The following is a 25,100-nucleotide window of genomic DNA, read 5'->3' on the forward strand; positions in this document are numbered from 1 at the left end:
GCTTCTTACTAAGTTCAAAATTATTGCCAAAGTCTCACTGCTTCCCAGCAATCTATTGTCAACATCTTATAAACACTGATTTTACTGCTATTTTAGGCATAAAACTCGTCAACAACATCGGTAAGAATGCGACAAGCCTTATCGATTTCGGCCACAGTCACCGTGTAAGGAGGTGTGATGCGTATAGCGCGTTTTTCAAACAACAACAGGAAAAATATAACGCCTCGATTTCGGCATTCGTCAACAATGGCAGCCGTGAATCGGTCATCGGGCAATATGGCAGCCAGCATTAATCCGGTGCCTATTATTTGTTTGATATTTGTGGAGTTTAAGCTTTCGCGAAAGCGTGCTTCTTTCATCTTTACTTCTTCCATCAATCCCTCGTTTTCAATCGCATTCAAAGTAGCCAGTGCTGCCGCAGCAATAACGGGATTCCCACCAAAGGTAGTGATGTGTCCCAACATAGGGGTTTTTTTAAAGTGCGAAAGATGTTCCTCGCTGGCAGTCAAAGAACCTATGGGCAGGCCACCGCCCAATCCCTTGCCGCTAATCACCATATCTGGAACAATTCCATATTTTTGAAAATGCCACATGGTACCGGTACGTCCGACGCCCGGCTGGATCTCATCCAAGATCAGTAATACGCCCAGTCTGGTGCAGGTTTTCCGCAACTGCTCAAACCATTGCTGATTAGGCATCAAAAAACCAGCGGCTCCTTGAATAGTTTCTAACACCACGGCCGCCGTTCTTGACGTAATTTTCCTTAAATCAGGAATGCAATTGAATTTGATATGTCTGATATCTGGAATCAAAGGTCTAAATGCCGATTTCCGCTCTTCAAAATCCATCAAACTTAGCGAACCTAAAGTATTTCCGTGGTAACAATTTCTCATGGCGATGATTTCACTTCTTCCCGTGACGGTTCGTGCCAGTTTTATGGAAGCTTCTATTGCCTCAGTCCCGCTGTTGACCAGATAGGTCATATTCAATGGATCTGGAAGTGTGGACGCGAGTTTCTTACATAAATTAACTGCTGGCGACTGCGCATATTCCCCATAGACCATAACATGCATGTATTGCTCTGCTTGATCCTGGATAGCTTTTACTACCACTGGATGACAATGTCCTAATGGCAATGCGCTCACCCCAGCAACCATGTCTAGATAGGCGTTGCCGTCTGTATCATAGATATAACTTCCAGCCGCTCTTGCGATTTCTAATCCTGAAGCGTAGGGCGTGGTAGGAGCCTGGTATTTGAAAAAATCTTCTTTCAATTATCTTCTTTTGCTGGTAGATTTTTCACTTTGTCTTTTTCTCGGGTCTTCAAATCTTTCTTTTTAAGTACGCTGTTTTTATCCAGCTCTAAAGGCTCTTCAGTTTTAAAGAAATCTTCTTCAACTTCTGGCAAGGGTAAACCTTGTATCTTAATCTGTTTGGGAATGGGTTTTCCTTTGAACAAATCATCCTTTGAAAAAATTTGCTCGTCACCACGCCATTTCATACCACGCAAGGTTCGTGCATTTTCTGGAAGCTCGTCGGGTGGGAAGGTCGTTCCTCGCACATCATCATAGTTGGTATTGACAGCTACCTCTCCGTCTGCAAATTCCAGCACCATTCTGCCACTGGTACGTTTATCAATGCCTATTAATTCCTGGGTGTCATTGCGCACGTAGATCAAATGTTCGACGTTTTTATTAATGTTTACAATGTCCAGCTCGTTCTCTTTGAAAAAGCCCGTAAGTTCTTTCCCCTTAATTTGATTAAAGCCACCAGCGGTATCCCGATCTACAATAAAAGCATTGTAAAATACCCGAAGTGAGTCCAGTTTTTCTGTCTTGACGTTGCTTTGGATAAAAATACTATCGCCAGTCATCTGGCTTTTACCGCTCCATAAGATAGGGTTGCCTATCATTTTTGTCAATCCTGTAACTTGCCTAGAAACAATACTATCTGACTTTCCACTCAAGTCGGTTTTAAAGATGCGAACGCCGTAAAACCCGCGTACGAGGCGATCGTCTTCTTTACCGGTGACCATTAGCGTGTCGGCATGAATATAGACGCTGTCCTTATCTTGTAGGGTAATCGCTACCGCACGTTTGGTCAGGAACACGGAGTCTTTATCCCGGTAAACTTCTGCATAATCGCCCTTCAGGATGCTTTTATTGATGGTATCTGTAATGATGATGTTATTGACCGCGCTGGCAAAGTTGCGACCTCGGTTAAAATACAGGCTGTCGCCTTTTACATTCCTGTCGTTATAGTCAATGCTGGAATTCTTTACAAAATAGCCTTCATCTGCTCGCGTGTCGTAAAAACCTCGTTCACAATAAACCTTACTGGTCTGGCCTGTAATAGTAGATGGGCCGTACATATAAGCATGACCGTTATCTGAATAGAAATTTAGATGATTTGAATTGATGACATATTCTGGATTTGTCACGACTACGTTGTCCAGAAATTGATATTTTTTATCCTTCATAAAATACCTGCCCACCCGACTTTTAAGGGTGCTGGCTGTATCGCGAACGGTACCGCCACTGCGGTAATAAGCTTGCTGCTTTGCGCGGTCAAAGTATAACGTATCGGTTTGAAGGGTTGATTCGGGACTTTTCATATCCACATTGCCACTGGCATAGGCAAGCTGTGAATTCCCATTGTATTCTGCATATTTTGAATTCATGCGGATGCTGTCGCCCTGATTCATTTTGACATTTCCTATAGCTTTGACAAAATTACTCTTCTCATAAAACACCGCTTTATCACAATACATTTTAATGCCGCGATGTTCAATAAAAACCTGTTCGCCACCATCTCTAAAATAAATAGCAGCTCCTGGAAATTCATCTTGATTAACGGTAGCAAATGGTGCTTTCACACGGATCAAAGAATCCACCGGTTGCTCTTGAGCCTGCATTTGAGTGCTCGTAAAAATTATAAAAAATAGGATTGCTAGGTTTCTCATTATAGAGCAGTTTTTTGCGAAGCTAAGGAAACCCATAGCATCGGTTCAGGCAAATCATGTACTGTTGAAATAAGAACTCTAGAACTGGCAGAATATTTTGCGTCTGTGCTGCTTGTGATTTCTTTCACTTCGTGTTTAAGTGTATTCCAGCCGGGTTTGATGCTTACCTCATAGACAGTGGAAAGATCATAACTCTCGTCGTTCTCATTAGAGAAAAGTTGTTGTGTGCTGTTATTTCCTTTGATGCCAACTGGTTTTTCTGAGTAGATAAAGTAGTAATAGGTGCCGGTTATGGCTTTGTTGACACTTGGCGTTATCACTTGCTTTATAAATTCCGCTGAGGTAGTTGGATAAATGGTGGTTACATATTCGCTTCTTTGGAAAACTTGGAACCCGTAATTCTTTCCTGCTAATGCCAGTTCTACTGTGGCGCCATCAAATACCAACCCGTCTGTATTTGCAAAAGTTTCCTGGGCATTTGGAATTTCTAACGCGTATCCTAATGTTTCTGAAGAGTCCGCTTTCGCGAAAGCGGATGCTGTCAAATTATTAAAATCATCAGGCAGCAGGATCTCCAGATGACCTTTGGAATCAATGGTTCCAGAAAACTGAGGAGCCACAAAATAACCCATGATATTGATGTCGCCCTCTGGTTTATTCCACTTTGAAATACTGCCGGACAAAGTCATTGAATGGGTGTCATTGTCACTGACAGTATTAACTTCTCTTCCCGCATCAGGTTTGCAACCCATTAAAAATAGGAGGGAAGTAAAAAAAAAGAAATAGGAAAATATAGTTTTCAATAGTTAAATAGCAATTTATAAATCGTGCTCAAGGCTTAAAATATGAGAAATCATAATGGGACAGAACATAAATCTAGGTTCATTGATTACCGAGTTTTAGTGGATTTGAACATTGAATCCATAATGGTTTGAATGCCTTGATACATAAATACGACCGCCAATATCGCAAATGCAATCCCAGGCATTAAAAATACAATGGGATGCTCGCTGCCGGCTCCAATGTAAATGAGGATAGGACCTGCGATAAAAAAGGGAATCGCAAGCATTAGTTTCTTGATACCTTTACTTAAAACATCACGATCTGTGGAGGGTTGTTCTGACATTAGCAAATTCCTATGTGGTTGAGTACGTTGCGCACGCTACCGTATTTTTTTAATAATTCTTGAGCGCGATCATAATCCAGCTGTGCGCTTTCCATAATCATTCGCGTTCCTCGATCGACAAGCTTATCGTTGCTAAGTTGCATGTCCACCATTTTATTTCCTTTAATATGCCCTAATTTAATCATTACACTGGTACTGATCATATTCAAAATCATCTTTTGTGCCGTTCCAGCTTTCATGCGACTGCTGCCTGTTACAAATTCTGGTCCTACAACTGCCACCATAGAATGCACCGCCGTCACATCTAACGGACTACCAGGATTGCAAGTGATACCACCAGTTGTAATTCCAGCAGTATTGCAAGCATCTAATCCGCCAATTACGTACGGAGTGCGACCGCTTGCGGCGATACCTATAACGACATCCTTATCGCTGATGTTGAATTTTTGCAGGTCCTTGAAAGCTTGTTCACCATCGTCTTCTGCATTTTCTACCGCATGACGTATCGCATGATCGCCACCAGCAATGATCCCAATAACCTTATCAGCAGCTACCCCAAAAGTGGGCGGACATTCACTTGCGTCCAAAACACCTAATCTACCACTGGTACCGGCGCCAATATAAAAAAGCCGGCCACCAGATTGCATTTTTAACACAATCGCATCCACCATTTTTTCAATGGCGGGAAGAATGTTTTCAACAGCTGTAGCGACGGTTTGATCTTCTTGGTTGATCGCCTTTAACAGCTTTGTCGTGCTCATCTTTTCTAGATGATCATGTTTGGAATCTTGTTCTGAGATATTCTTAAACTCCATGGGATGTTTTTATTCTTGATGGACTGGGTTGATGTGTGATCATGATTTCATCCTTAGATAAAAATTAGAAAAAATAAAACGAAAAGTAAAAATAAATTCATCTAGCGATTAAAGCCTCAAAACTTTCTATTTCAGCTTGAAAATGAACTTGAAATCAAAGTTTAATTTCACATTTTAACAAAGAACCTGTTCTCGACTGCGCTCGAACTGACATTTTATCCAGTTTCCAGTTTCCAGTTTCCAGTTTCCAGTTTCCAGTTTCCAGTTTCCATTTTCCAACTTCTAGCTTTCCAAACCCTAAAGTTACATTCCAAATTTTAACAAAGAACCTGTTCTCGACTGCGCTCGAACTGACATTTTATCCAGCTTCCAGCTTCCAGCTTCCAGTTTCCAACTTCTAGCTTTCCAAACGCTAAAGTCACATTCCAAACTTTAACAGGAAACCTGTTCTCGACTGCGCTTGAACTGATATTTATCCAGCTTCCAGCTTCCAGCTTCCAGCTTCCAGCTTCCAGCTTCCAGCTTCCAGCTTCCAGCTTCCAGTCTCCAGTTCCCAGCTTTCCAAACCTTAAGGTTACATTTTAAACTTTAACAGGAAACCTGTTCTCGACTGCGCTCGAACTGACATTTTACCCAGTTCCCAGTTCCCAGTTCCCAGTTCCCAGTTCCCAGTTCCCAGTTTCCAGTTTCCAGTTTTCATTTTCCAGCTTCTAGCTTTCCAAACCCTAAGGTTACATTCTAAACATTAACAGGAAACCTATTCTCGACTGCGCTCGAACTGACATTTTTACTAAATACTAAATACTAAAAAAACTACTTTTCGATACTCAATATTCCGTAATCGGTGTTCAGTTTTCTATTTTTCTAACCTCTAACCTCTAACCTCTAACCTCTAACCTCTAACCTTAGAATCCCACTGTTTCCACAATCTCCAGATCATAACCTATCATTCCTATACGTTTGCTTTGCTCACTATTGGTCATTAACTTGAGCTTGGATATGTTCAAATCATGTAAAATTTGAGCACCAATGCCGTAATCTTTATTGTCTAAATTTCTACGTGGTGCTTTATTGGTTCCATTTTCTTGTAATGCTTTCAATTCTTCCAGTCGGCCTAGCATATTTTCTGGTTCGAATTGCTGGTTGATAAATACGACAGCACCTTTTCCTTCCTTATTAAGTCGCTCAAACATCGCATCCAGTTTGCGATCTGCTTCTGAAGTTAGGGTAGAGAAGAGGTCATTGTTAACTTGGGTAGAATTCATGCGGGTCATCACAACATCATCGTGATTCCAATCTCCTAGAGTTAAGGAAATATGAATTTGATCGTTAGTGGTTTGTTGGTAGGCTCTGAGACGGTATTCGCCAAACCTAGTCTTCAACATAAAATCTTCTTTTTTAACAATCAGACTGTCATTTTTCATGCGATAAGCGACAAGGTCTTCAATGCTGACGAGTTTTAAACCATGCTTTTTAGCCACTTCCATAAGTTGTGGTAAACGCGCCATGGTACCGTCTTCATTCATTATTTCTACAATAACTCCCGCGGGTTCATGGCCTGCCAGTCTTGCAAAATCAATCGCAGCTTCTGTATGGCCTGTACGTCTTAAAACACCACCGTCCTTTGCCCGTAATGGAAAGATATGTCCTGGCTTGGTCAGATCATGCGATTGTGTGTTCTTGTCAACTATAGCTTTAATGGTCAAGGCACGATCGCTAGCACTAATACCGGTCGTCACACCATTACCTCGCAAGTCAACCGATACTGTAAAAGCTGTTTCCATGGGGTCAGAATTGTTATTGACCATCATGTTTAGATCCAGTTCTTTCACGCGCTGTGGCGTTATGGGACAACAGATCAAACCACGACCATGAGTGGCCATAAAATTGATCATTTCTGGCGTAACAGATTCTGCGCTGGCAAGAAAATCACCCTCGTTTTCGCGGTTCTCGTCATCTACAACGATGATGACTTTTCCGTTTTTTATGTCGGCGATGGCATCTTCTATACGATCTAACTTAATGCTAGTTTCCTGGGGTGTAGTAACCATTAATCTAAGTCTCTTTTTAGAGCACAAAGATAAGGATTATGCCGATGTTGGTGGGAGTTTGGGCTTCTTTTTAAACTTGTCCAATAGGGCACTGAAGGTAAAGTTGATATTGAAAAAACCTTGATCTGTAGTAGCTCGATAGGTTAGGAATATGCCGATAGGGAATATTATGGCCGTACTCAACCATGCCCCTATCCATGCCGGGAAAGCCCCTTCTGCCGATGCTTTTTCAGCAAATATCCCGATGAAGTGATAGGTAAGAAAGAAAATAGTAGCGATAACTAATGGCAACCCCATGCCTCCCTTTCTAATAATAGCTCCTAACGGTGCTCCTATGAAAAACAGAATGATACAAGCTACTCCCAAAACAAATTTCTTATGAATCTCAATTTCATATTTATTCAAGCGTACCAGTTCTTGTTGCAGCTGGTCCTTACGTGTTCTGAGCAGGTATTTTTGTTGGGTAACCTTATTTATAGCATCTTCCAACGAGCGCCGTTGCTCTGTGATGCTAAGCCGTTCAAAAAATGGAGAAGTATTGGTTGTGGTATCAATATATTTTGCAACCCGCTCTGTCAATCGATCTGGAGACCATTTGAGCCACTGATTTTTATTGTGAATTTCCTTAGTATTATTAAAATTATAGGAGAACGAATCTATCTGCGTTTGTAGTTCATTAATTTTTAGCATTTGATGATCATCGGTAACGCTCTCACTATCCATATCTACATCATTCAATGCAGATACATCCTGATTTAAAGTATAGACATCAAAATAACTTTTAACAAAAGGAGACGACGCTCTTTTTTGAGGTTTATCAACAAAGAGATCCTCATAATAGTTCCCATTATAAAGTACCAACTGAATAACATCTGATTTAAGGGAGCTTTTGAGTTCGCCTTTTTCAGCCTTTATAACCTTAAAATTTCCCGCACTTCTTGGGGATTTCTGATGTATGATCACATCAGTGAGAAATTCTCCTTTTTCACCGCTTTTATCAGATACCTTGATATTAATATCGCCCAGCTGGTTGAACACATTTTCACTAATTGCCATGGCAGGTTTGACTTGGGCTATGTTACGCCGCAGATTGCGCTGCTTTAAATTCCCCCATGGAATAACAGTATTCGCAAAAATAAAACTGGTAATTCCTAAACTAAAAATAACGATAATTAAACTGAGCATAGCCCGTTGCAATGAGATCCCGTTTGACTTCATGGCAGCAAACTCATAATTCTCAGCCATATTACCGAAAACCATAATGGAGGCCAGCAAAATACTTAATGGTAATGCAAGTGGGACTATTACGGGAATGGTGTACATCATGAACTTTACGATCGTAATCGCATCGATGTCCTTTCCTGCAATATCTTTAATGTAGAGCCAGATCGCCTGGAGAATCAAAATAAACATTAACACAATAAAGACGCTTAAAAACGTCTTTATGAATTGTGTCAATATGTAGCGATCTAGTATTTTCAATCTAGTTCATTTCCTCAATATCCCAATTTTTATATTGAGTGGGATCAAAGATAAAACTGTTTCTAGGCAATGGCTCGTTTGTTTTAAACGACTTTAAGGTAAATGTAATCACCGTGCCGCTGCGCTCTGTAATAATCGTATTATAAATGTGCTTTGTGTTCACATCAATTCCTAACAAAATACTCTTATAATCAGAGCCGGATTTAATAGGCTTTAGTTTCACATATTGGATTTTTCGACCCTTCACATTTTGAACGATATCAAGGTCTTTTGTATATCCCTTTTGGTAGAAAGTCATGATATTGGAAGGGTTTATCATTTCACTTCCATCATTAGTTTGAGTAGCGATGGTAACCTGTTCATCCTCCCGATTGATGGTATATAATTTTTTACCGTCAAACATATAAGTCGTACCGTTATAGGTCGCGTTATATTTATTTCCGCTCAATTTTGCTTCACCTTGCAGGTCTGTGTCAAAGTTTGCTTTGACGTTTTTCAAATTTCCTTTGTAAGTAAACATCACGTTTTTGTAGCCGTTATATTTGGTGGCTACCTCGTCTAATAATTTTGTTGCTTGAGTTGATTGTGCTGTTGCCGCTTTCGCGAAAGCGAAACACATAAAAGCCATTAAATAAATCCTCGTCATTCTCATTTTAATTATTCTTTTCTTCATTTAGAAATACCTCTAACGATGCAAGATCTGTCACTAAAACCTGTCTAGCTTTACTTCCTTCAAACCCTCCTACAATTCCTGCAGCCTCGAGTTGATCGATAATACGACCGGCACGGTTATAGCCCAGTTTCAATTTACGTTGTAAAAGAGAAGCGCTTCCCTGCTGCGCTATCACTATGATCTCAGCAGCCTCGCGGAACTTTGCATCTCGTTCTTCGATACTAATATCAAGACTTGTGCCACCTTCTTCACCGCTGTACTCCGGTAATAAATATGCATCTGGATAAGCCTTTTGCGAGCCTATAAAGTCAACAATCTTATCCACTTCTGGCGTGTCAACAAAAGCACACTGGATTCTTATAATCTCGTTTCCAGAAGTGTACAGCATATCACCACGTCCTATCAATTGATCAGCACCACCGCTGTCTAGAATAGTTCTGGAATCGACTTTTTGTTGGACTCTGAAAGAAACACGTGCTGGGAAATTTGCCTTGATCATACCCGTGATAACATTTACAGACGGACGTTGGGTAGCGATAATCAAGTGAATTCCTATGGCACGGGCTAGTTGAGCGAGTCTGGCGATAGGTGTTTCCACTTCTTTTCCAGCAGTCATGATCAAATCTGCAAATTCATCCACGACAAGTACGATGTAAGGGAGGAACCTGTGACCGTTTTCAGGGTTGAGTTTACGTGCTTTAAATTTTGCATTGTACTCCTTAATGTTTCGACACAAAGCATCTTTAAGAATATCGTAGCGCTGGTCCATCTCGATACACAAACTATTAAGGGTATTAATAACCTTAGAATTATCTGTGATAATAGCATCTGCGCTATCTGGAAGTTTTGCTAGATAATGGCGTTCGATCTTATTGAATAAGGTAAGCTCTACTTTTTTGGGATCCACCAGGACAAATTTGACTTCTGCGGGATGTTTAGCGTAGAGTAAGGATGTCAATACCGCATTTAAACCAACTGATTTTCCTTGACCTGTAGCACCTGCCATGAGTAGATGAGGCATTTTGGCAAGATCGACCACAAAGGTTTCATTGCTAATCGTTTTTCCAAAGGCAATAGGCAACGCCATTTCTGCATTTTGGAATTTTGGGCTTGCGATAACAGACCTCATGGAGACGATGGATGGATTCTGATTAGGAACCTCGATACCTATAGTTCCTTTCCCGGGAATAGGCGCGATAATACGTATTCCCAAAGCGGCTAATGATAATGCAATATCGTCTTCCAGGTTTTTAATTTTAGAAATACGAACACCGGCTTCTGGAACAATTTCATATAAAGTAACAGTCGGGCCTACCGTAGCAGTGATTTTTGCAATGCCTATTTTATAGTTCTTAAGCGTATCAACAATTTTGTCTTTGTTTGCCTGTAGCTCCTCCTCGTTAATGGTAATAGTTTTCCCCTGGGTGTAATCTTTCAAAAGATCGATAGGAGGGAACTTGTAGTTACTAAGCTCTAAAGTAGGATCAAATTCTCCAAAATCCTGTACCAGTTTTGAAGCGGTATTGTCCATTTCCTCTTCTTCTACCGTTTGTTCAATATCCATTCCTAAGTCATCATCGTCTGTCGCTGGAATTGATTTTATCACAGGTTTCGCAGGGGTTTCGGTTTTTAAGACTGGCTCTGGAACCTGATCGTCTTTATCATTCTTTTCAAGTGAATTGGTACCTGTAGTTTTACCCTCTACAGTAGAGGTTTCCCAAGCTTTTTCTTCGTCAGAAACCTCTGTATTTATGTTAAGTTCTTCCTTTTCAAATCCCTCTTTTACTTGGCTGGCTTTTGATTTGAAGAATACACTTACTTTTTCTGGTGTTACTTTTAGACGCAATACTAGGTATAGGATCGCAGCGCATATCATAAATAAAATCGCACCTATAAAACCTATGTAATCTTGTAAAAAGTCGTTGAGTTCATAACCTACCATTCCGCCCATTAATGGGTTTTTTTCATGGAAAAATCCAAAGAATATGGACAACCAAACCATGAGCGGTAAGCCCCAGATCCATAGATAGGAAATTCGCTTTCGCGAAAGCGAAAAAGCCCCACGTTTAGCAGCAAAAAGATATACTCCGGTGATAATAACAAGGATGGCAATGGAATAAGCTGCTATACCAAAACCATCGTAAACGAATAGATCCCCCAGCCATGCACCTAGTTTACTCAACCAGTTTTCGGCCACTAATTCACGCTCTGTCAATCGGCCCAAAATGCTTTGATCGCTGCGCCAGGAAAGTAGGAAGGAGGTGAAAGAAAGTATGAGCACAATGCCTATGACCATCATTAAAAAACCAACGATAACTTCTTGAAGTCTAGTTAATTTGTAAGAACGAACCGTTGCCGATTTGCTGCTCTTTACAGTAGATTTTTTTGTTGTTGATTTCTTGCGCGCCATAAAACGGTGTGAAGGGGCAAAAATAGCATTATTGTATGGCTTTTATGAAATAGCCAAATTTATGTTTGAACAAATTAAATCTCTATAAGCACCCTGAAATAGGGAACATAAATGATAAGGCCTATAATCGCGGCAATGATGGCCGCAAAAAAGACGGCACCAGCTGCAATATCCTTTATATGACCGATCTTAATATGGAATTCAGGATGGATAAAATCTGCAATACCTTCAATGGCAGAATTCAAACCTTCAGCAGTTAAAACCAGACCAATGGCAAAAAACTGGATCATCCATTCCGTTGCGGTGATTTCAAATAGAAACCCTAAGACAGTCATTAAAATGGCAAGAAATACTTGAACCATAATACTGGGTTCATTTCTTATGAGGCTAACAGCTCCATTAAAAGCATATTTAGTCCCTTTGATCCTGCCTCTTAAAAATTGATAAAATCTCAATTATAGAAGTGATTTAAGCGCGGCTAAATAATCTGGTTCTTTACCTATTTCTGGGACTTGCTCATTGTAAATAACCTTGCCGTTCTCATCTAGCACTACAACTGCTCTAGAGTGAAAACCTTCAAAAGGACCATCTGTAATGGTGAGACCATATGCATCTCCAAAAGCTCCATCCTTAATGTCGCTCAGGTTAGTTACGTTTTTAGTATCCTCACTATCTGCAAATCTTTTCATGGCAAATGGAGTGTCTCTAGAAATACAAAGAACCTCTGTATTATCCAGTTGTGTCGCTCTCTTGTTAAAATTGCGTACGGACGTAGCGCAAACATCTGTATCAATGCTCGGGAAAATATTCATGATGACACGCTTCCCTTTAAAATCCTGTAAGCTGGTTTTTGAAAGGTCAGTGGAAAGTAGATTGAAACCCGGAGCTTGTTTTCCTATTTCTGGAAGATTTCCTGAAGTGTGTATTTCATTACCGCCTAGTGTGATAGTTGCCATAAGGTTGTCTTTAAGTTGTGTTTTCTACAAAATTATCGAACAGTGGGGCTGTTTAAGTTGGTAAAATGTTAAAATAAAAAGGAACAAAGTACTACAAACTCCTGCTTAAGGTATAGAGAAATCATATGCTTTTAGGTAATTTTGTTTAAAATATCTATCATGACCATTACGCAATTGAAGTATGTACTTGCTGTCGCTCAATATCAGAACTTTACTAAAGCGGCTAATAAAGTTTTTGTCACCCAGCCTACCTTAAGTATGCAGATTCAAAAATTAGAGGATGAACTGGATGTACAGATTTTTGATAGAACAAAAAAACCAATCGAGCTTACTGAAACTGGGAAAAAGATTGTACAACAAGCCCATAATATTGTAAATGAAAGTGATCGCATTCAAGATATTGTTGATCAAGAAAAAGGATTTATTGGTGGCGAGTTTAAAATAGGGGTAATCCCTACGGTGATGCCCACGCTGTTACCTATGTTCCTTACTAATTTTGTCAATAAATATCCTAAAGTGCGCTTGCGCATAGAAGAGTTAACTACAGATAATATTATTGAAGGTTTGCTAGAGGGCTCTATTGATGCTGCCATAGCCGCAACACCGTTACAAAATGATATGATAAAGGAGCGTGTTTTATACTACGAGCCCTTTGTTTGTTACGACCCTAGAAATGCCAGCACAGAGAAAGGAAAACTGAAGGTTGAAGACATTGATATTGACGCCCTACTATTGCTAGAAGACGGGCACTGTTTTAAGGACAGTATTCTGAATTTATGCAAAAGCTCTCGAGATTCTGACGAGGAGCGTTTTACGCTGGAAAGCGGCAGCTTTGAAACCTTGATAAAATTATCTGATGAGGGATTAGGAATGACGTTATTGCCTTATCTAAATACGCTGGACCTATCTGATAACCGTATGAAAAACTTGAGGTATTTTGAAGAACCATCACCAGCCCGCGAGATAAGCTTGATATACCATAAGTCAGAATTAAAAATGCAGATTATTGACGCTTTACAGGCGGTAATTGCTGGAGTGGTAAAGGGAGCAATAGCCTTTAGTAATGTGCAAATTATCAGTCCGCTGGGGAAGAAATAGGAAATCAGCACAGCTGTTTATAACCTAACAACTGTACACGAATTTTTGAAGTCATAAGCAAACCATTGAAAATTGGATCAAGACATTACCATTTCCGGTTGAAACCTAATTACACTTTGAGACCAGTTTTAAACAAAGAAATTGACAAAAATGTTTTAGTAGACTACACATGGAAATGAACCTATGCAGAGTATTTGGAATGGAATGACGTCGTTATTTTAAACTTTATAGACGGTTGGTTCAATATTAAACTAGGTTTTCCGATCAATCAGGTAAATGTCCAACTATGGAAGCATCAATTGGAAACAAATGAAGATCTTCTACTAGATTACAACTCATGGAATGTACATATAGAACGCCAGCAACATGTGTGTAAAAAGCATCTATCTAACTGGAATCCTATAAATAAAAATTGGAAAATTCGTTGTGGTCCAGGTTTATTGATAATCCCATTCACGGCTCGAGACATTCACCGCAACACGGACAAACAGGATGGGATATTTGGACTGGAGATCTTACGGAATCGAATAATTTTTTCTCACCGATGAAAGCTAGCGACCTACTTCAAATTAGACCGGAATTAATTCAATACTTAGGATTAGATGTGGGACTTCAATTCACAATCCATAAAGATGGTATTGCACTTGTTTGTGAAAAGAATGAAGAATAAAATAGATATCAAAACAGTCAAATAATTGACTTGCATTTGATGTCTATTATTTTTATGAAACAATAGAAGTTATCGAAAACGGGCATATGAAGCTAACCGCCGGAACCTTCCTGTAACAGGCAAACGTTCAATTCCGGTTGTAATTCATAGAGATTACTCAACCAGATTTTTAATTCTTCGATTTCAAAAGGCAGTAATCGATCCATTGCTTTTTGAAGCTCTCTACAGAATAATGAGGAATCGAAACTTACTTTTTCCAATATCATTAACGTGTACTCAAACATTGCTCGGGCCATAAATTTATAAATTAGGAGTAGCGTAATTTTAGGTCAGATCGTATCATTTGGTGAATTAAATATAGTGATTTAAAACGGATTTTGAATGTCATATTTACTTTGACTTTAACAATTGACAGGTTAATGGCTTAAATATTTGGAAACACTTTGAAGGTCAATTAATGACGAATAGCAATTATTCAAAGCGCAAATGCATTTAATCAAGTACTCTTAAAATCATTTAAATAGCTCAGGAAGCCATTGCAATTCTAACTTAAATCACTGAATCAGGAGATCGCAGCACTACGTTAATAATGTCAAGAAATAATGCTAATGCGCCACAAGCTGGCCAGGCATGATTTCTCCCACTATTTATTATAAAAAGTGTTCTTTAAATCTACCGCTTTACAAGTGTATGAGTTGGTCTGAATCTACATTTCTAAAATGAGAAACTAATTCATTAACAAAGTTTCCTTCTCTATCAAAAATCATGAAGGAAGACACAACAAAAAGATGCTGAAATGATAGGTTTTGCCCACAGACAATTTGATTATTTCAATGCCGTTAAACGATAGCTGGTAGATTATTCCAGGATTGCTATCGAGATAATGGAAAGTAATGCCATAAAAAATGTAGAAAGAGCTACTTTTTTTAGTTCCGGATCTAATAGGATAGGACTTTCATTTTTTGAAACCGTTCTCAAATGAATCAAAAGCGGCAAGAAAGCCAGCAGCGGCAAAAAAGCAATCATGGACCAGCTGTTATTTAAAACATCCATGGCATGATAAATTGAATATGTAAATCCTAACATACAAACGAGAGCAGTGATTACCGTAAAGTAATGAAGCACTTTAGCATTAGCCAGTCCTATTTTCACAGGAATGGTGTTTTTTCCTACTTTACGGTCTGATGCGAGATCTCTCATATTATTCAAATTCAGAACAGCTACACTTAATAATCCCACCGTAATTGAAGGTAGAATGAGTTGCCAGTTCATATCCTTGAGGATTAAATAATGAATTCCCATAACACTGACGGGTCCAAAAAATATAAATACAAATAAATCACCCAGCCCGCGATAACCATAGGCATTATCACCTACCGTGTATTTTATCGCAGCCCATATCGCAGCAATACCCAGCACTAGATATAAGAGGGAAATAAGCAAATGTTCTCTACCCAGACTTACATAAATGAGAGCGATGGCACTCAAGAAAGTAAGAATGGATGTGATAATAATCACCCGTTTCATTTGTGCTGGAGCAATGATCCCACTTTGAATCGTCCGCATGGGACCTATCCGTTCATGGTTATCGGTTCCTTTCAAGCCATCTCCGTAATCATTGGCAAAATTAGATAGAATTTGAAGCCCGAGGGTTGTAACCAGCGCAAGAATAGGAATCCACCAGTTGAAGGAGGTAGAAACGGTTACCGGTCCTAGCAGTAGGCTGTATGTTTCCGCTTTCGCGAAAGCGAAATCCAAATAAGAATAACTACTTCCCAAAAGAATACCACTAATACTTAAAGGTAAAGTACGAGGGCGAGCCGCACTGATCCAGGCCTGAGCTACCGTATTCATGATGCCATAATTTTAACCATTACCTCCTTGAGCAGATCTGCATGGGGGATTTGATTTGCGCCCACACCTTTTGATTTCACGTCCAGCTCGCGGATTAATTTCACGGCACGGCTGCAATATTTCATAGGATAATTGCGAACGGCGACCATCAATTCATTGACGAAAAAAGGGTTGATTCCTACCGTTTTGGCGACATTTCTAGGAGAGCGATCGTTTAGAGCATGTACCTTTAATAGCTGGATGAAAAAACTGTACAGCTGCGCGGTGGTCAGAACAATAGGATTGTCTTTTGGGTTTTCTGCAAAGTAATTGATGATGCGATGAACATTCACCGTATCTCTTGCGCCCAGCGCCTTGCGTAATTCAAAATTATTAAAATCCTTTGAAAAGCCTATATTCTCCTCAATGACTAGCGGCGTTATGGGAACACTTTTATTATGAACAATAGCTAATTTTTCCAGCTCATTACTCACTCTACTCAAATCATTTCCTATAAATTCCACCAGCATCTGGGTCGCTTTAGGTTCAATCGTAAACCCCTTATCCTTTAAATGACTCGTGATCCAGTTGGGCATTTGACTGTCATAAATTACCTTGCTTTCAAAAACGACTCCGTTTTTCTTGATATTTTTAAAAACCTTAGTCCGTCCGTCTGGTTTTTTATATTTGTAATTAAAAACCAAGATCGTGCTCGCTGATGGATTTGCCATATAGCTTTCCATCAGGGACATTTTTGAGGCTAGATGCTGGGCTTCCTTAATAATAATGACTTGATGTTCTGCCATCATGGGAAATCTTTTAGCAGACTCTACTATTTCTTCCACCTTGACATCTTTTCCATACATAACCATCTGGTTAAATCCCTTTTCGGCTTCATCCAAGACATTTTCTTCAATATAATCACTGATCTGATCGATAAAATAGGGTTCGTCACCGTGTAAAAAATATACGGGTGCGTATTTTTTGTTCTTAATGTCTGAAAGAATATTCTTGAGATCACTCATGAAGAGCCGTGCTGCTTTTTGTAATATTGTGGAATGAAGGCATTGCGACTGCCGCCTGCAAATTTCAGGGTTAAAAGTACTGAAAAAGGGCGTTTCATTTTTGATCCTATCCGTAAAAAGTTTGTTTCCCTACAACCAGAAGAATGGGTACGTCAACACATCATTCACTGGCTCAGGGATTTCAAAAAATTTCCTATCAGTTTGATTAATGTTGAAAAACAACTGGTTGTTGCGGGAACTTCAAAACGGTACGATATTATTGTTTTCAATCCTGATGGAAGCATTCATATAATTATTGAGTGTAAAGCGCCAGAAATCAGCATTAATCAAAACGCATTTGATCAGATCGCCAAATATAACCTGGTTGCAAATGCAAGTTATTTGATGGTCAGCAATGGAATGGAACATTACTTTTGCACCATGGATTATAAGAACAAACGTTATGACTTCATAAAAGACCTGCCAGAATATACCTTATGAAATTAGGAATAATAATACTCAACTGGAATGGACTCGAGCTTTTGAAGAAGTTTGTACCATCGGTTATAGAATTTTCTAAGGGTCATACAATCTATATAGCAGACAATGCCTCTACCGATGAAAGTGTAAACTGGCTTCAAGAGACGTATCCCTCGATCAAAATACTACAGATTCCAGAAAATCGAGGCTATGCAGGCGGTTACAATTATGTAATCCCCATGGTGAGCGAGGACGTCTTGTGCTTATTAAATAGTGATATTGAAGTTAGCGCGGGCTGGTGCGACCCTATGTTGCACGCTTTTCAAAACAGTCCTAACCTGGGTGCAGCTCAGCCTAAAATTCTGGATTACAATAACAAGGATACTTTTGAGTATGCTGGAGCAGCCGGTGGTTTTCTAGACCAATTGGGGTATCCCTACTGTCGAGGTCGCATTTTTGATTATGTAGAAATGGATCATGGTCAATATGACCAAAGAATTGATATAGACTGGGCTAGCGGTGCTGCTCTGTTTATAAGTAAGAGTGCCTTTGAGGATTGCAAGGGCTTTGATGCTGACTATTTTGCGCATCAAGAAGAAATTGATCTTTGCTGGCGCTTGCGGCAAATGGATTATTCTGTTCAAATCATTCCAGAATCTCAGGTGTATCACGTGGGTGGTGGAACTCTCCATAGCATCAACCCTCAAAAAACCTTTCTCAACTTTAGGAACAGTCTAATTACCGTTGTCAAAAATGACGCTCGATCTTACTGGTGGCTTATCATTTTTTTACGTCTTCTTCTTGACGGTCTGGCTGCTTTCAAATTTATGATAGGACTAAAATTCAAACACGTGCTGGCAATTTTAAAGGCACATTTGAATTTCTACAACGATTTTTTAAAGATTCTTAAAAAAAGAAATGAGGTTCAAAAAAGGTCGATAAAATCTGCTAAAAATAAAGGTGTAAAATCTGTGGTGGCTACATACTATATTATGGGTAGGAAACGTTTACACCAGCAATAATCCCTATGGTAAACCTATGTTAACAGTTCGATTAGGTTCCTGGAGATGTATATTTTTGAATGTTAAAATTAACTCTAACACACTTTAAATGAAAAAACTAGCCCTAGTTGCACTTACTGCTTTAATGGCCGTATCCTGTGCATCCAAAAAAGACCTAGAGTCCGCTCTAGAAAAACAAAAACGCACACAAGAATTATTAGACACAGCTACTGTAGAATTGAACGCTTGTCTCTCTGACAAAAAAGTTTCTTATGCACAACTGGAAGCTATGCGCAGCCAGGTTGCAGATCTACGTGCAAACAACGAAGGTTTAATTAGCAACACGGGTGATCTTACCATGCTTTCAAAGAAGGGTGCTGATAATTTAGAAAAATCATTGGAAAGTCTTCGTGAGAAGGATCTACAGATCCGTACTTTGAATGATGCGATTACTAGAAAAGATAGTGTAACTCTTGCTTTAGTTCAAAGTTTCAAAGGTGTACTAGGTAACTTAAATGACGAGGATATTAGCATTAATGTAGAAAAAGGTGTGGTGTACGTATCTATAAGCGATAAGCTTTTATTTGCTAGTGGTAGTGCTACCATCAATTCTGCAGCAAAATCAGTTTTAGGTAAAGTTGCCAAGGTTGTAAATGACAAGCCAGAAATCGAAATTATGGTAGAAGGTCATACAGACAATCAATCAATCAACACACCACTTTTCAAAGATAACTGGGCGTTAAGTTCTGCACGTGCAGCTTCTGTAACAAGATTGCTACAAACAGACTTCAATGTAGATCCTGCGCGCATGACAGCAGCTGGTAGAAGTTATTACATTCCAGTAGCTAGTAATGATACTGCAGCGGGTCGTGCTAAAAACAGACGTACAAGAATTATTGTACTTCCTAAATTAGATCAATTCTTTGATATCGTAGAAAAAGGTATGGAAGAAGCTAAGGCAAAAGCTAAAGCTGGCGAGTAATCTTTAAAGATTAAAATTATTGAAACCTCCTTTTAAAAGGAGGTTTTTTTTATGCCCTAAAGCCAAGGGTGTAATTTCAAGATTTTATGTGAGCTGGGAAATTATTACTATCGTATTAATCGCTAAGTATTATTGGGATGATGAGCTGGAGTTTTTTTTCTCAAAATATAGCTTCAAGAATTGGTTGTAGACCTCTATTTAATGGACAATCCTCCTTGATGTAATGTTGATGTAGGTATCGCTTTCGAGAGACTTTATTATTGATATGATATGTATGTTGCTATCGCTTTCGCGAAAATAGAATCCTTGAGAGCTTCTTAACTGGTAACGGATTAGTTAAAACTATTGGTTTTCTTGCAAGTTGGGATTCGGGATTTTAATAAAGACTCAAGCAATCTTTTCAGATTTAGTTATGATAGGGTGGGGATTGTATTGTGATTGATCAAGTTGTTACCTTAAGTTCTACAGTTCAATTGCATAAATCGATAGATGCAGATTTCGCGAAAGCGGCAATAAGATGGAGAGAATAATAATGTATAATATCTTTTTGGTAGATCAATTATCCGAAATAAATAATCTCTTACCGTTTTACACCACAGAGAATATAGCAACGCCATAGACGGCAAATCGTAAGAATCGCAACAATCCAATAATCACCCAGTTTTTGAAAGGGTATCGCAACATTCCCGCTACAAGGCTACCAACGGAAAAAGGGAGCGGTAATAAGGCACCCACGGCAATTAATATACCACCCCATTTTCTGGCCATAATAAGTTGTTTGGCCATTTTTACTTCTAGATAGTTATGGATGGCTGGAATTTTAAGAGACCACCTTCCTAAGAAATAAGAACACATCCCGCCTAGATAGGAGAGTAGTGCTATAAAAAAGAGATTAAGTGCAGGATCTGCAGTCTTACCGGCCCAGGCGATAAATAGTTCTGGTGGTATCAAGCCTAAAATAGTTTCAGATACGAAGAAGAACGCTAGAACGCCATAATTGGGTAGTTCTGCGACTGCAAGATCTAAAGCCTCTGGTAATGGTAGTACAAAGAAATGAAAGAGGACCAGTAAGGCAACAACCAGTAAAACCGGTGGCATCGATTTTTTAATGCTCTCAACAACAAAGGAGTAGAATCCAGTAACCTGATAGTAACGGTGAGCGCGTTTAGGTTGAAACTTGTCTTTAAAAGAGGGCATTATGACTTTTTACGGAACTGCAAAATTAGTGATATCATGAGCTGATTCTTGTTAAATTCTCGACAATAAAAGTTTTTGAACAAAGTCAGCAGCATCGCTCGTTTCAAAGGATTTAAATTCGCTATTTTTGCAAATCTCAAAAATGAAAAACAAAGAATTTATGGCTCCAGATCCGCAAGTGAAAATCAAAACTCTTTACGATTATCAAAAACGTGATTTAAGTGAGATTTTTGATCGAATTGACGATAAGCCAGACGATTATAAATTATTGTACCAGCTGCCTACCGGCGGCGGTAAAACGGTGGTTTTTTCTGAAATCGTGCGCCGTTATATCAAACAAAAAAACAAAAAGGTGGTCATCCTAACCCACCGTATTGAACTGTGCAAGCAGACTTCTAAGGTTTTAGACAGCTTTAATGTTAAGAATAAGATTATCAACTCAAAGGTGAAAGAGCTTGATGATCAAAAGGATTTTGACTGTTTCGTTGCCATGGTGGAAACGCTTAACAATAGAATCCAAGACGATAAATTAAAGCTGGAAGATATAGGAATGGTGATTGTAGATGAGGCTCATTATAACAGCTTCCGCAAACTGTTCAAATATTTTGAACATTGTTTTATGTTGGGAGTTACTGCGACACCATTGAGTTCAAACTTTAAGTTGCCCATGAAGGACAACTATGACGAGCTTCTGGTAGGTGATAGCATCACGTCACTTGTAGAAAAAGGATTTCTTGCCCAGGCGGTAACGCATACTTACGATGTAGGTTTAAGCGGACTAACGATAGGGATGAATGGAGATTACACGGTTAAATCCAGTGAGAAACTGTACACAAACCACAGCATGCAGGACAAATTATTGCAGTCCTATTATGATACTTCTAACGGGAAGAAGACGCTTATTTTCAACAATGGAATCCGCACCAGTATTGAGGTTGAGGATACCTTTAAAAGAGCTGGACTGGAAATAAGACATCTTGACAATACAAATTCACGGGAAGAACGTAAGGAGATCCTGCGCTGGTTCAAGAAAAAGCCAGATGCGATCTTGACGTCAGTTAGTATATTGACCACAGGGTTTGATGAGCCTTCCGTAGATTCAATTATCTTGAATCGTGCAACAAAATCTTTGACGCTCTATTACCAAATGATAGGTCGTGGGTCTCGTATTTTTAAAGATAAAGAAGAGTTTCAAATTATTGATTTAGGAAATAACGTGGCCAGATTTGGTTTATGGAATGAGCCAGTGGACTGGCAGCAAGTATTCCGTTCTCCAGACTTCTACGTAGAAAATATTGTTTCTGACGAGGAAATTGAGCGCAATTTTGTCTATAAATTACCAGAAGAAGTTAAATCTGAATTCCCTAAAACAAAAGATTTTGCTTTTGATGTACGTGGTGTTTATAAACGTATTACTAAGGAAAACCGCAAATCTAAAGAGGTTCTGGATGAATCCATTGCTCAACATGTTCAATGGTGCGTAGAGAATAGTGAGGATGTGTTTGACGCAAGGATTCTAGCTAAGCTTTTAAAAGAGGATATTAAAGACCGCATCAGACGTTACTCTTATTGTATTATTAATAATACAAACAATTACAAAGACTGGCTGGAAGAGGACTATTACCGCAGGTTGCGTATGGCTTTACAGCAAGAATTTGCAGGAGTAGAAAGTTGAAAATCAGCAGGGCAGTTTTAAAAATACCGCTTTCGCGAAAGCGGAACATTTATGTCGGAATCAATCCTATTTTGAAAACAGGAGCCTAGATAAGTCTTAATCACTGAAAACAAAAAACGCACCCTTTTGGGTGCGTTTTTTTTAAATCCAATTTCTAATTTACTTATTCGGTAACTTTTAAAGTAGGACGGTTAGCACCGTTTGCAAGATCCCATGCAGTTGCAAATATCAAATGTGTACGTTCCTTATAAAGTTCGTACTCGATTTTGTCCGGTGTATCAGATGCTTTGTGATAATCTGCATGAGTACCGTTGAAATAAAAGATAACAGGAACATTATTTTTAGCAAAATTGTAGTGGTCAGATCTGTAGTAGAATCGGTTAGGATCATCCGTTCCGTTGTAAGTGTAATCTAAGTCTAGGTTTACAGAATTTTTGTTTGCCTTTTCGCTAATTTCATGTAAATCCTGGCTTAACATATCACTACCGATGAGGTAGATATAGTTAGATTTCTTCTCTCTCTCAGGGTCGATGCGACCTATCATGTCAATGTTAAGATCTGCAATTGTATTTGCGAGCGGATAAACAGGGTTGTCAGTGTAGTACTTACTCCCTTGTAATCCTATTTCTTCTGCAGTTACATGCAAGAAAAGAATGGATCTTTTAGGACCGTGGCCGTCTTCTTTGGCTTGTTGAAAAGCTTCAGCTATTTCTATTAAAGCGATAGTTCCACTTCCATCATCATCTGCTCCATTGTAAATTTCACCTTTTTGAATTCCTACATGATCTAAGTGAGCAGATATTACTAGAATTTCCTCTGGCTTTTCTGAACCTTCAATAAAAGCCAAAACATTCTCTGAGGTAATTTTTCGTTTACCGAAAAACTCTTCTGGAATAGGCTGTAGGTACTCGCCGTTACCAGCACCGCCGGGAACGCCCATTTCCATATATTTTCCTTTTAAATACTCGACTGCTTTTCTCTGTCCTGGTGTTCCAGTCATGCGACCTTCCATATCGTCACCAGCATACACATAGAGTTGCTCCTTCAACTCTGCAGTTGTAATCGTATTCATATACTTCATCACTAAATCGCTATCAGCCATCATGGATGACTCTGGGTCTCCCATAGAAGATTCTGGCGGCGCTGGTGATTCAGTCGTGTCTGATGATTGATTTTTCATGCTATTGCAAGAAGCAAGAATAGCAACAGCCATAGAGGCTGTGAGAATTGTTTTACGTATCATAAGTTATTAATTAATCTTTTTTGAGCACCTTATATTCTTCATAACACTCACTAATAGCATCAAGAATTTGAAGGTCGTTTGCTCCAGTTATAAATTCTTTTGAATACTGGCAATTTCTTAAAATGGCATCGATACTTACCTTATCCATTTGTAATAGGTTTACTAATGTCTCGCGATCATATTTAGATTGCAACAGATTGCGGATCTCATCTTGTTCTTTAATTCTTCTAACCTTGCGCAGGGATTTTCCTTCTTTACCAAAGGTGTTGAACAAGAAGTCTGCGGGATTAAAGATGGAGCTTAATACTTTATTTACTGCGGCTGGTCCAGATCCTCCAGCTTCATAAGACTCTGGTAAACCACTAATGCTAAATTTTCTACTCGCATATATAGGAGCGCGCTTTGCATCAATTTCCAGATAACCAGTCAAACCGCTATTCTTCACAATAACATCTTCTAAGGCAATTCCTTTCTCTGTCATAGAAATCGTAACATCTCCATATTTCAACCAGTCTTCAGTAACACGCACGTTAATGGTTTGAAAACCGATGTAGGAGAAATATAGAGTATCATTTACGGCAGCTCTTATCTCAAACGTACCATCACCTTTTGTAATCGTACCGATCACTTTGTTGAGGTTTACAATGTTTACATCTTGTAAAATGCTGTCGTCTTTAGCATTTAAGACCTTTCCCTTCACGATGCCGGTGGTCTCTGAGGGTTCAGTGCTAGAGCTATTTTTAATTTGAGCATTTCCAACAAATATGGAAGCTACAAATAATATTAAAAAGACGAGATTATTAGATTTCATAGGAAGGGACTAAAATACGATAACTGCATTGTTAAAGAAAATTATTTACTAAAATTAGTGGCCGATAAAAAAGCAATCATTTTTTTGAAAGCCTTGCCTCTATGACTTATGGAAGCCTTTTCGCCAAGCTCCATTTGAGCAAAACTTTGTTCAAAACCAGCTGGTTGAAAAATAGGGTCGTATCCAAAACCTTTTGCTCCAGAACGTTCCCTTAAAATTTCTCCATCACAGCGACCTTCAAAAGTATGTTGCTCACCATTTAAATAAAGAGATATCACAGTTAGAAAATAGGCAGAGCGATCTTTTTCATCACTTAAGCGTTCCATCAATAAATTCATATTATCATCAGAATCACAATTTAACCCAGCATATCTAGCAGATTTCACACCAGGTTCTCCATTCAACGCTGGTACAATGAGTCCAGTGTCGTCTGCAAAAACGGGTAAGTCAAACAGGTCTCTTACGTAATCTGTTTTCAGAATGGCGTTTTCTTTAATAGTGTCTGCTGTTTCAGGAATCTCATCATGCATTTTGACATCTTCAAGACTCAAAAGTTTAATAGAATCAGGCATCATAGCCTGAATCTCCTTGAGTTTGTTATTGTTATGGGTGGCAAATATGAGTTCCATAA

The 25,100-nt window shown here is 39.1% G+C and carries 25 protein-coding genes; 6 read left to right on the forward strand and 19 right to left on the reverse strand.

Translation table 11 applies throughout. From position 1 onward, the window contains the following. Positions 1-92: 92 nt before the first annotated feature. The 12 genes from IQ282_RS03495 to tpx all read right to left on the reverse strand — a co-directional run bounded on the left by IQ282_RS03495 (position 93) and on the right by tpx (position 12,475). The gene (locus IQ282_RS03495) at positions 93-1,274 is read right to left on the reverse strand and encodes an aspartate aminotransferase family protein (protein WP_194850525.1); all 1,182 of its coding nucleotides are present in this window, start codon (positions 1,272-1,274) and stop codon (positions 93-95) included. Further along, positions 1,271-2,962, reverse strand: a complete 1,692-nt coding sequence (locus IQ282_RS03500) for an OstA-like protein (RefSeq protein WP_194850526.1) — start codon at positions 2,960-2,962, stop codon at positions 1,271-1,273. Before IQ282_RS03500 ends, IQ282_RS03495 begins: the two co-directional genes overlap by 4 nt. Further along, a complete protein-coding gene (locus tag IQ282_RS03505; protein WP_194850527.1) occupies positions 2,962-3,765 on the reverse strand; it encodes a hypothetical protein in 804 nt (267 codons plus the stop codon). Before IQ282_RS03505 ends, IQ282_RS03500 begins: the two co-directional genes overlap by 1 nt. Positions 3,766-3,851: 86 nt before the next feature. Beyond that, complete coding sequence (locus IQ282_RS03510) at positions 3,852-4,088, reverse strand: DUF6095 family protein (RefSeq protein WP_194850528.1); 237 nt, start codon at positions 4,086-4,088, stop codon at positions 3,852-3,854. Next, positions 4,088-4,903 carry an N-acetylmuramic acid 6-phosphate etherase gene (gene murQ / locus IQ282_RS03515; protein WP_194850529.1) on the reverse strand — a complete coding sequence of 272 codons (816 nt, stop codon included), beginning with the start codon at positions 4,901-4,903 and terminating at the stop codon, positions 4,088-4,090. The genes IQ282_RS03510 and murQ overlap by 1 nt, the downstream gene beginning before the upstream one ends. 574 nt (positions 4,904-5,477) lie before the next feature. Then, positions 5,478-5,603 (reverse strand): hypothetical protein, encoded by a 126-nt coding sequence (locus tag IQ282_RS15025; protein ID WP_262893085.1) that lies wholly within the window; start codon positions 5,601-5,603, stop codon positions 5,478-5,480. 205 nt (positions 5,604-5,808) lie between these two features. After that, positions 5,809-6,954: a 3,4-dihydroxy-2-butanone-4-phosphate synthase gene (ribB, locus tag IQ282_RS03520; RefSeq protein WP_194850530.1), complete on the reverse strand. Its 1,146-nt coding sequence runs from the start codon at positions 6,952-6,954 to the stop codon at positions 5,809-5,811. A 36-nt stretch (positions 6,955-6,990) separates the two neighbouring features. Then, a complete protein-coding gene (locus IQ282_RS03525) occupies positions 6,991-8,436 on the reverse strand; it encodes an LptF/LptG family permease (protein ID WP_194850531.1) in 1,446 nt (481 codons plus the stop codon). 1 nt (position 8,437) lies between these two features. Then, positions 8,438-9,082, reverse strand: coding sequence for a LolA family protein (locus IQ282_RS03530; protein ID WP_194850532.1), 645 nt, complete (start codon positions 9,080-9,082; stop codon positions 8,438-8,440). Between the two features lie 7 nt (positions 9,083-9,089). Next, complete coding sequence (locus tag IQ282_RS03535) at positions 9,090-11,519, reverse strand: DNA translocase FtsK (RefSeq protein WP_194850533.1); 2,430 nt, start codon at positions 11,517-11,519, stop codon at positions 9,090-9,092. A 74-nt stretch (positions 11,520-11,593) separates the two neighbouring features. Further along, positions 11,594-11,974, reverse strand: a complete 381-nt coding sequence (locus IQ282_RS03540; RefSeq protein WP_194850534.1) for a diacylglycerol kinase — start codon at positions 11,972-11,974, stop codon at positions 11,594-11,596. Then, positions 11,975-12,475 carry a thiol peroxidase gene (gene tpx / locus IQ282_RS03545; RefSeq protein WP_194850535.1) on the reverse strand — a complete coding sequence of 167 codons (501 nt, stop codon included), beginning with the start codon at positions 12,473-12,475 and terminating at the stop codon, positions 11,975-11,977. Positions 12,476-12,634: 159 nt separating this feature from the next. Here tpx and IQ282_RS03550 point away from each other — a divergent pair, with 159 nt between their 5' ends. Further along, positions 12,635-13,573, forward strand: coding sequence for a hydrogen peroxide-inducible genes activator (locus IQ282_RS03550; RefSeq protein WP_194850536.1), 939 nt, complete (start codon positions 12,635-12,637; stop codon positions 13,571-13,573). A 412-nt stretch (positions 13,574-13,985) separates the two neighbouring features. Then, complete coding sequence (locus IQ282_RS03555) at positions 13,986-14,243, forward strand: immunity protein Imm33 domain-containing protein (RefSeq protein WP_194850537.1); 258 nt, start codon at positions 13,986-13,988, stop codon at positions 14,241-14,243. A 92-nt stretch (positions 14,244-14,335) separates the two neighbouring features. Here IQ282_RS03555 and IQ282_RS03560 read toward each other — a convergent pair whose 3' ends face one another. The 3 genes from IQ282_RS03560 to holA form a co-directional block, all read right to left on the reverse strand. Further along, positions 14,336-14,539 (reverse strand): hypothetical protein, encoded by a 204-nt coding sequence (locus IQ282_RS03560; RefSeq protein ID WP_194850538.1) that lies wholly within the window; start codon positions 14,537-14,539, stop codon positions 14,336-14,338. Positions 14,540-15,101: 562 nt separating this feature from the next. Next, entirely contained in the window at positions 15,102-16,097 is a 996-nt protein-coding gene (menA, locus tag IQ282_RS03565; RefSeq protein WP_194850539.1) for a 1,4-dihydroxy-2-naphthoate octaprenyltransferase, read from the reverse strand. After that, positions 16,094-17,101 (reverse strand): DNA polymerase III subunit delta, encoded by a 1,008-nt coding sequence (gene holA / locus IQ282_RS03570; RefSeq protein WP_194850540.1) that lies wholly within the window; start codon positions 17,099-17,101, stop codon positions 16,094-16,096. Before holA ends, menA begins: the two co-directional genes overlap by 4 nt. A gap of 33 nt (positions 17,102-17,134) precedes the next feature. On the opposite strand from holA, the gene IQ282_RS03575 reads away from it, so the two are divergent. From IQ282_RS03575 to IQ282_RS03585, 3 genes are all read left to right on the forward strand, one after another. Further along, complete coding sequence (locus IQ282_RS03575; RefSeq protein ID WP_194850541.1) at positions 17,135-17,581, forward strand: type I restriction enzyme HsdR N-terminal domain-containing protein; 447 nt, start codon at positions 17,135-17,137, stop codon at positions 17,579-17,581. Then, positions 17,578-18,582: a glycosyltransferase family 2 protein gene (locus IQ282_RS03580; protein ID WP_194850542.1), complete on the forward strand. Its 1,005-nt coding sequence runs from the start codon at positions 17,578-17,580 to the stop codon at positions 18,580-18,582. Before IQ282_RS03575 ends, IQ282_RS03580 begins: the two co-directional genes overlap by 4 nt. An 88-nt stretch (positions 18,583-18,670) precedes the next feature. Continuing rightward, positions 18,671-19,543, forward strand: coding sequence for an OmpA family protein (locus IQ282_RS03585; protein ID WP_194850543.1), 873 nt, complete (start codon positions 18,671-18,673; stop codon positions 19,541-19,543). A gap of 588 nt (positions 19,544-20,131) precedes the next feature. On the opposite strand, the gene IQ282_RS03590 is transcribed toward IQ282_RS03585, so the two are convergent. Then, a complete protein-coding gene (locus tag IQ282_RS03590; RefSeq protein WP_194850544.1) occupies positions 20,132-20,740 on the reverse strand; it encodes a YqaA family protein in 609 nt (202 codons plus the stop codon). Positions 20,741-20,882: 142 nt separating this feature from the next. Between IQ282_RS03590 and IQ282_RS03595 the strand changes: the two genes are divergently transcribed. Beyond that, positions 20,883-22,415: a DEAD/DEAH box helicase gene (locus IQ282_RS03595; protein WP_228547205.1), complete on the forward strand. Its 1,533-nt coding sequence runs from the start codon at positions 20,883-20,885 to the stop codon at positions 22,413-22,415. A 163-nt stretch (positions 22,416-22,578) separates the two neighbouring features. On the opposite strand, the gene IQ282_RS03600 is transcribed toward IQ282_RS03595, so the two are convergent. From IQ282_RS03600 to rdgB, 3 genes are read right to left on the reverse strand one after another with little or no spacing between them, the layout of a single operon-like run. After that, on the reverse strand, positions 22,579-23,658 hold the full coding sequence (locus IQ282_RS03600; protein WP_194850545.1) for a M28 family metallopeptidase: 1,080 nt from the start codon (positions 23,656-23,658) through the stop codon (positions 22,579-22,581). A gap of 10 nt (positions 23,659-23,668) precedes the next feature. Then, positions 23,669-24,469 carry a carboxypeptidase-like regulatory domain-containing protein gene (locus tag IQ282_RS03605; protein WP_194850546.1) on the reverse strand — a complete coding sequence of 267 codons (801 nt, stop codon included), beginning with the start codon at positions 24,467-24,469 and terminating at the stop codon, positions 23,669-23,671. A gap of 41 nt (positions 24,470-24,510) precedes the next feature. Continuing rightward, the gene (gene rdgB, locus IQ282_RS03610) at positions 24,511-25,098 is read right to left on the reverse strand and encodes an RdgB/HAM1 family non-canonical purine NTP pyrophosphatase (protein ID WP_194850547.1); all 588 of its coding nucleotides are present in this window, start codon (positions 25,096-25,098) and stop codon (positions 24,511-24,513) included. Positions 25,099-25,100 lie beyond the last annotated feature (2 nt).

The organism is Nonlabens antarcticus, from assembly GCF_015356755.1.
In the GTDB taxonomy this organism is placed as follows: domain Bacteria; phylum Bacteroidota; class Bacteroidia; order Flavobacteriales; family Flavobacteriaceae; genus Nonlabens; species Nonlabens antarcticus.

Coding starts and splice junctions, on each gene's coding strand:
- tpx (WP_194850535.1), bottom strand. CDS start 12,475: ATGGCAACTATCACACTAGGCGGTAATGAAATACACACTTCAGGAAAT.
- IQ282_RS03560 (WP_194850538.1), bottom strand. CDS start 14,539: ATGGCCCGAGCAATGTTTGAGTACACGTTAATGATATTGGAAAAAGTA.
- IQ282_RS03510 (WP_194850528.1), bottom strand. CDS start 4,088: ATGTCAGAACAACCCTCCACAGATCGTGATGTTTTAAGTAAAGGTATC.
- IQ282_RS03550 (WP_194850536.1), top strand. CDS start 12,635: ATGACCATTACGCAATTGAAGTATGTACTTGCTGTCGCTCAATATCAG.
- IQ282_RS03535 (WP_194850533.1), bottom strand. CDS start 11,519: ATGGCGCGCAAGAAATCAACAACAAAAAAATCTACTGTAAAGAGCAGC.
- holA (WP_194850540.1), bottom strand. CDS start 17,101: ATGAGTGATCTCAAGAATATTCTTTCAGACATTAAGAACAAAAAATAC.
- IQ282_RS15025 (WP_262893085.1), bottom strand. CDS start 5,603: ATGAAAACTGGAAACTGGAAACTGGGAACTGGGAACTGGGAACTGGGA.
- IQ282_RS03605 (WP_194850546.1), bottom strand. CDS start 24,469: ATGAAATCTAATAATCTCGTCTTTTTAATATTATTTGTAGCTTCCATA.
- IQ282_RS03580 (WP_194850542.1), top strand. CDS start 17,578: ATGAAATTAGGAATAATAATACTCAACTGGAATGGACTCGAGCTTTTG.
- IQ282_RS03595 (WP_228547205.1), top strand. CDS start 20,883: ATGAAAAACAAAGAATTTATGGCTCCAGATCCGCAAGTGAAAATCAAA.
- IQ282_RS03590 (WP_194850544.1), bottom strand. CDS start 20,740: ATGCCCTCTTTTAAAGACAAGTTTCAACCTAAACGCGCTCACCGTTAC.
- ribB (WP_194850530.1), bottom strand. CDS start 6,954: ATGGTTACTACACCCCAGGAAACTAGCATTAAGTTAGATCGTATAGAA.
- IQ282_RS03530 (WP_194850532.1), bottom strand. CDS start 9,082: ATGACGAGGATTTATTTAATGGCTTTTATGTGTTTCGCTTTCGCGAAA.
- IQ282_RS03600 (WP_194850545.1), bottom strand. CDS start 23,658: ATGATACGTAAAACAATTCTCACAGCCTCTATGGCTGTTGCTATTCTT.
- IQ282_RS03585 (WP_194850543.1), top strand. CDS start 18,671: ATGAAAAAACTAGCCCTAGTTGCACTTACTGCTTTAATGGCCGTATCC.
- IQ282_RS03575 (WP_194850541.1), top strand. CDS start 17,135: ATGAAGGCATTGCGACTGCCGCCTGCAAATTTCAGGGTTAAAAGTACT.
- rdgB (WP_194850547.1), bottom strand. CDS start 25,098: ATGGAACTCATATTTGCCACCCATAACAATAACAAACTCAAGGAGATT.
- murQ (WP_194850529.1), bottom strand. CDS start 4,903: ATGGAGTTTAAGAATATCTCAGAACAAGATTCCAAACATGATCATCTA.
- IQ282_RS03500 (WP_194850526.1), bottom strand. CDS start 2,962: ATGAGAAACCTAGCAATCCTATTTTTTATAATTTTTACGAGCACTCAA.
- menA (WP_194850539.1), bottom strand. CDS start 16,097: ATGAATACGGTAGCTCAGGCCTGGATCAGTGCGGCTCGCCCTCGTACT.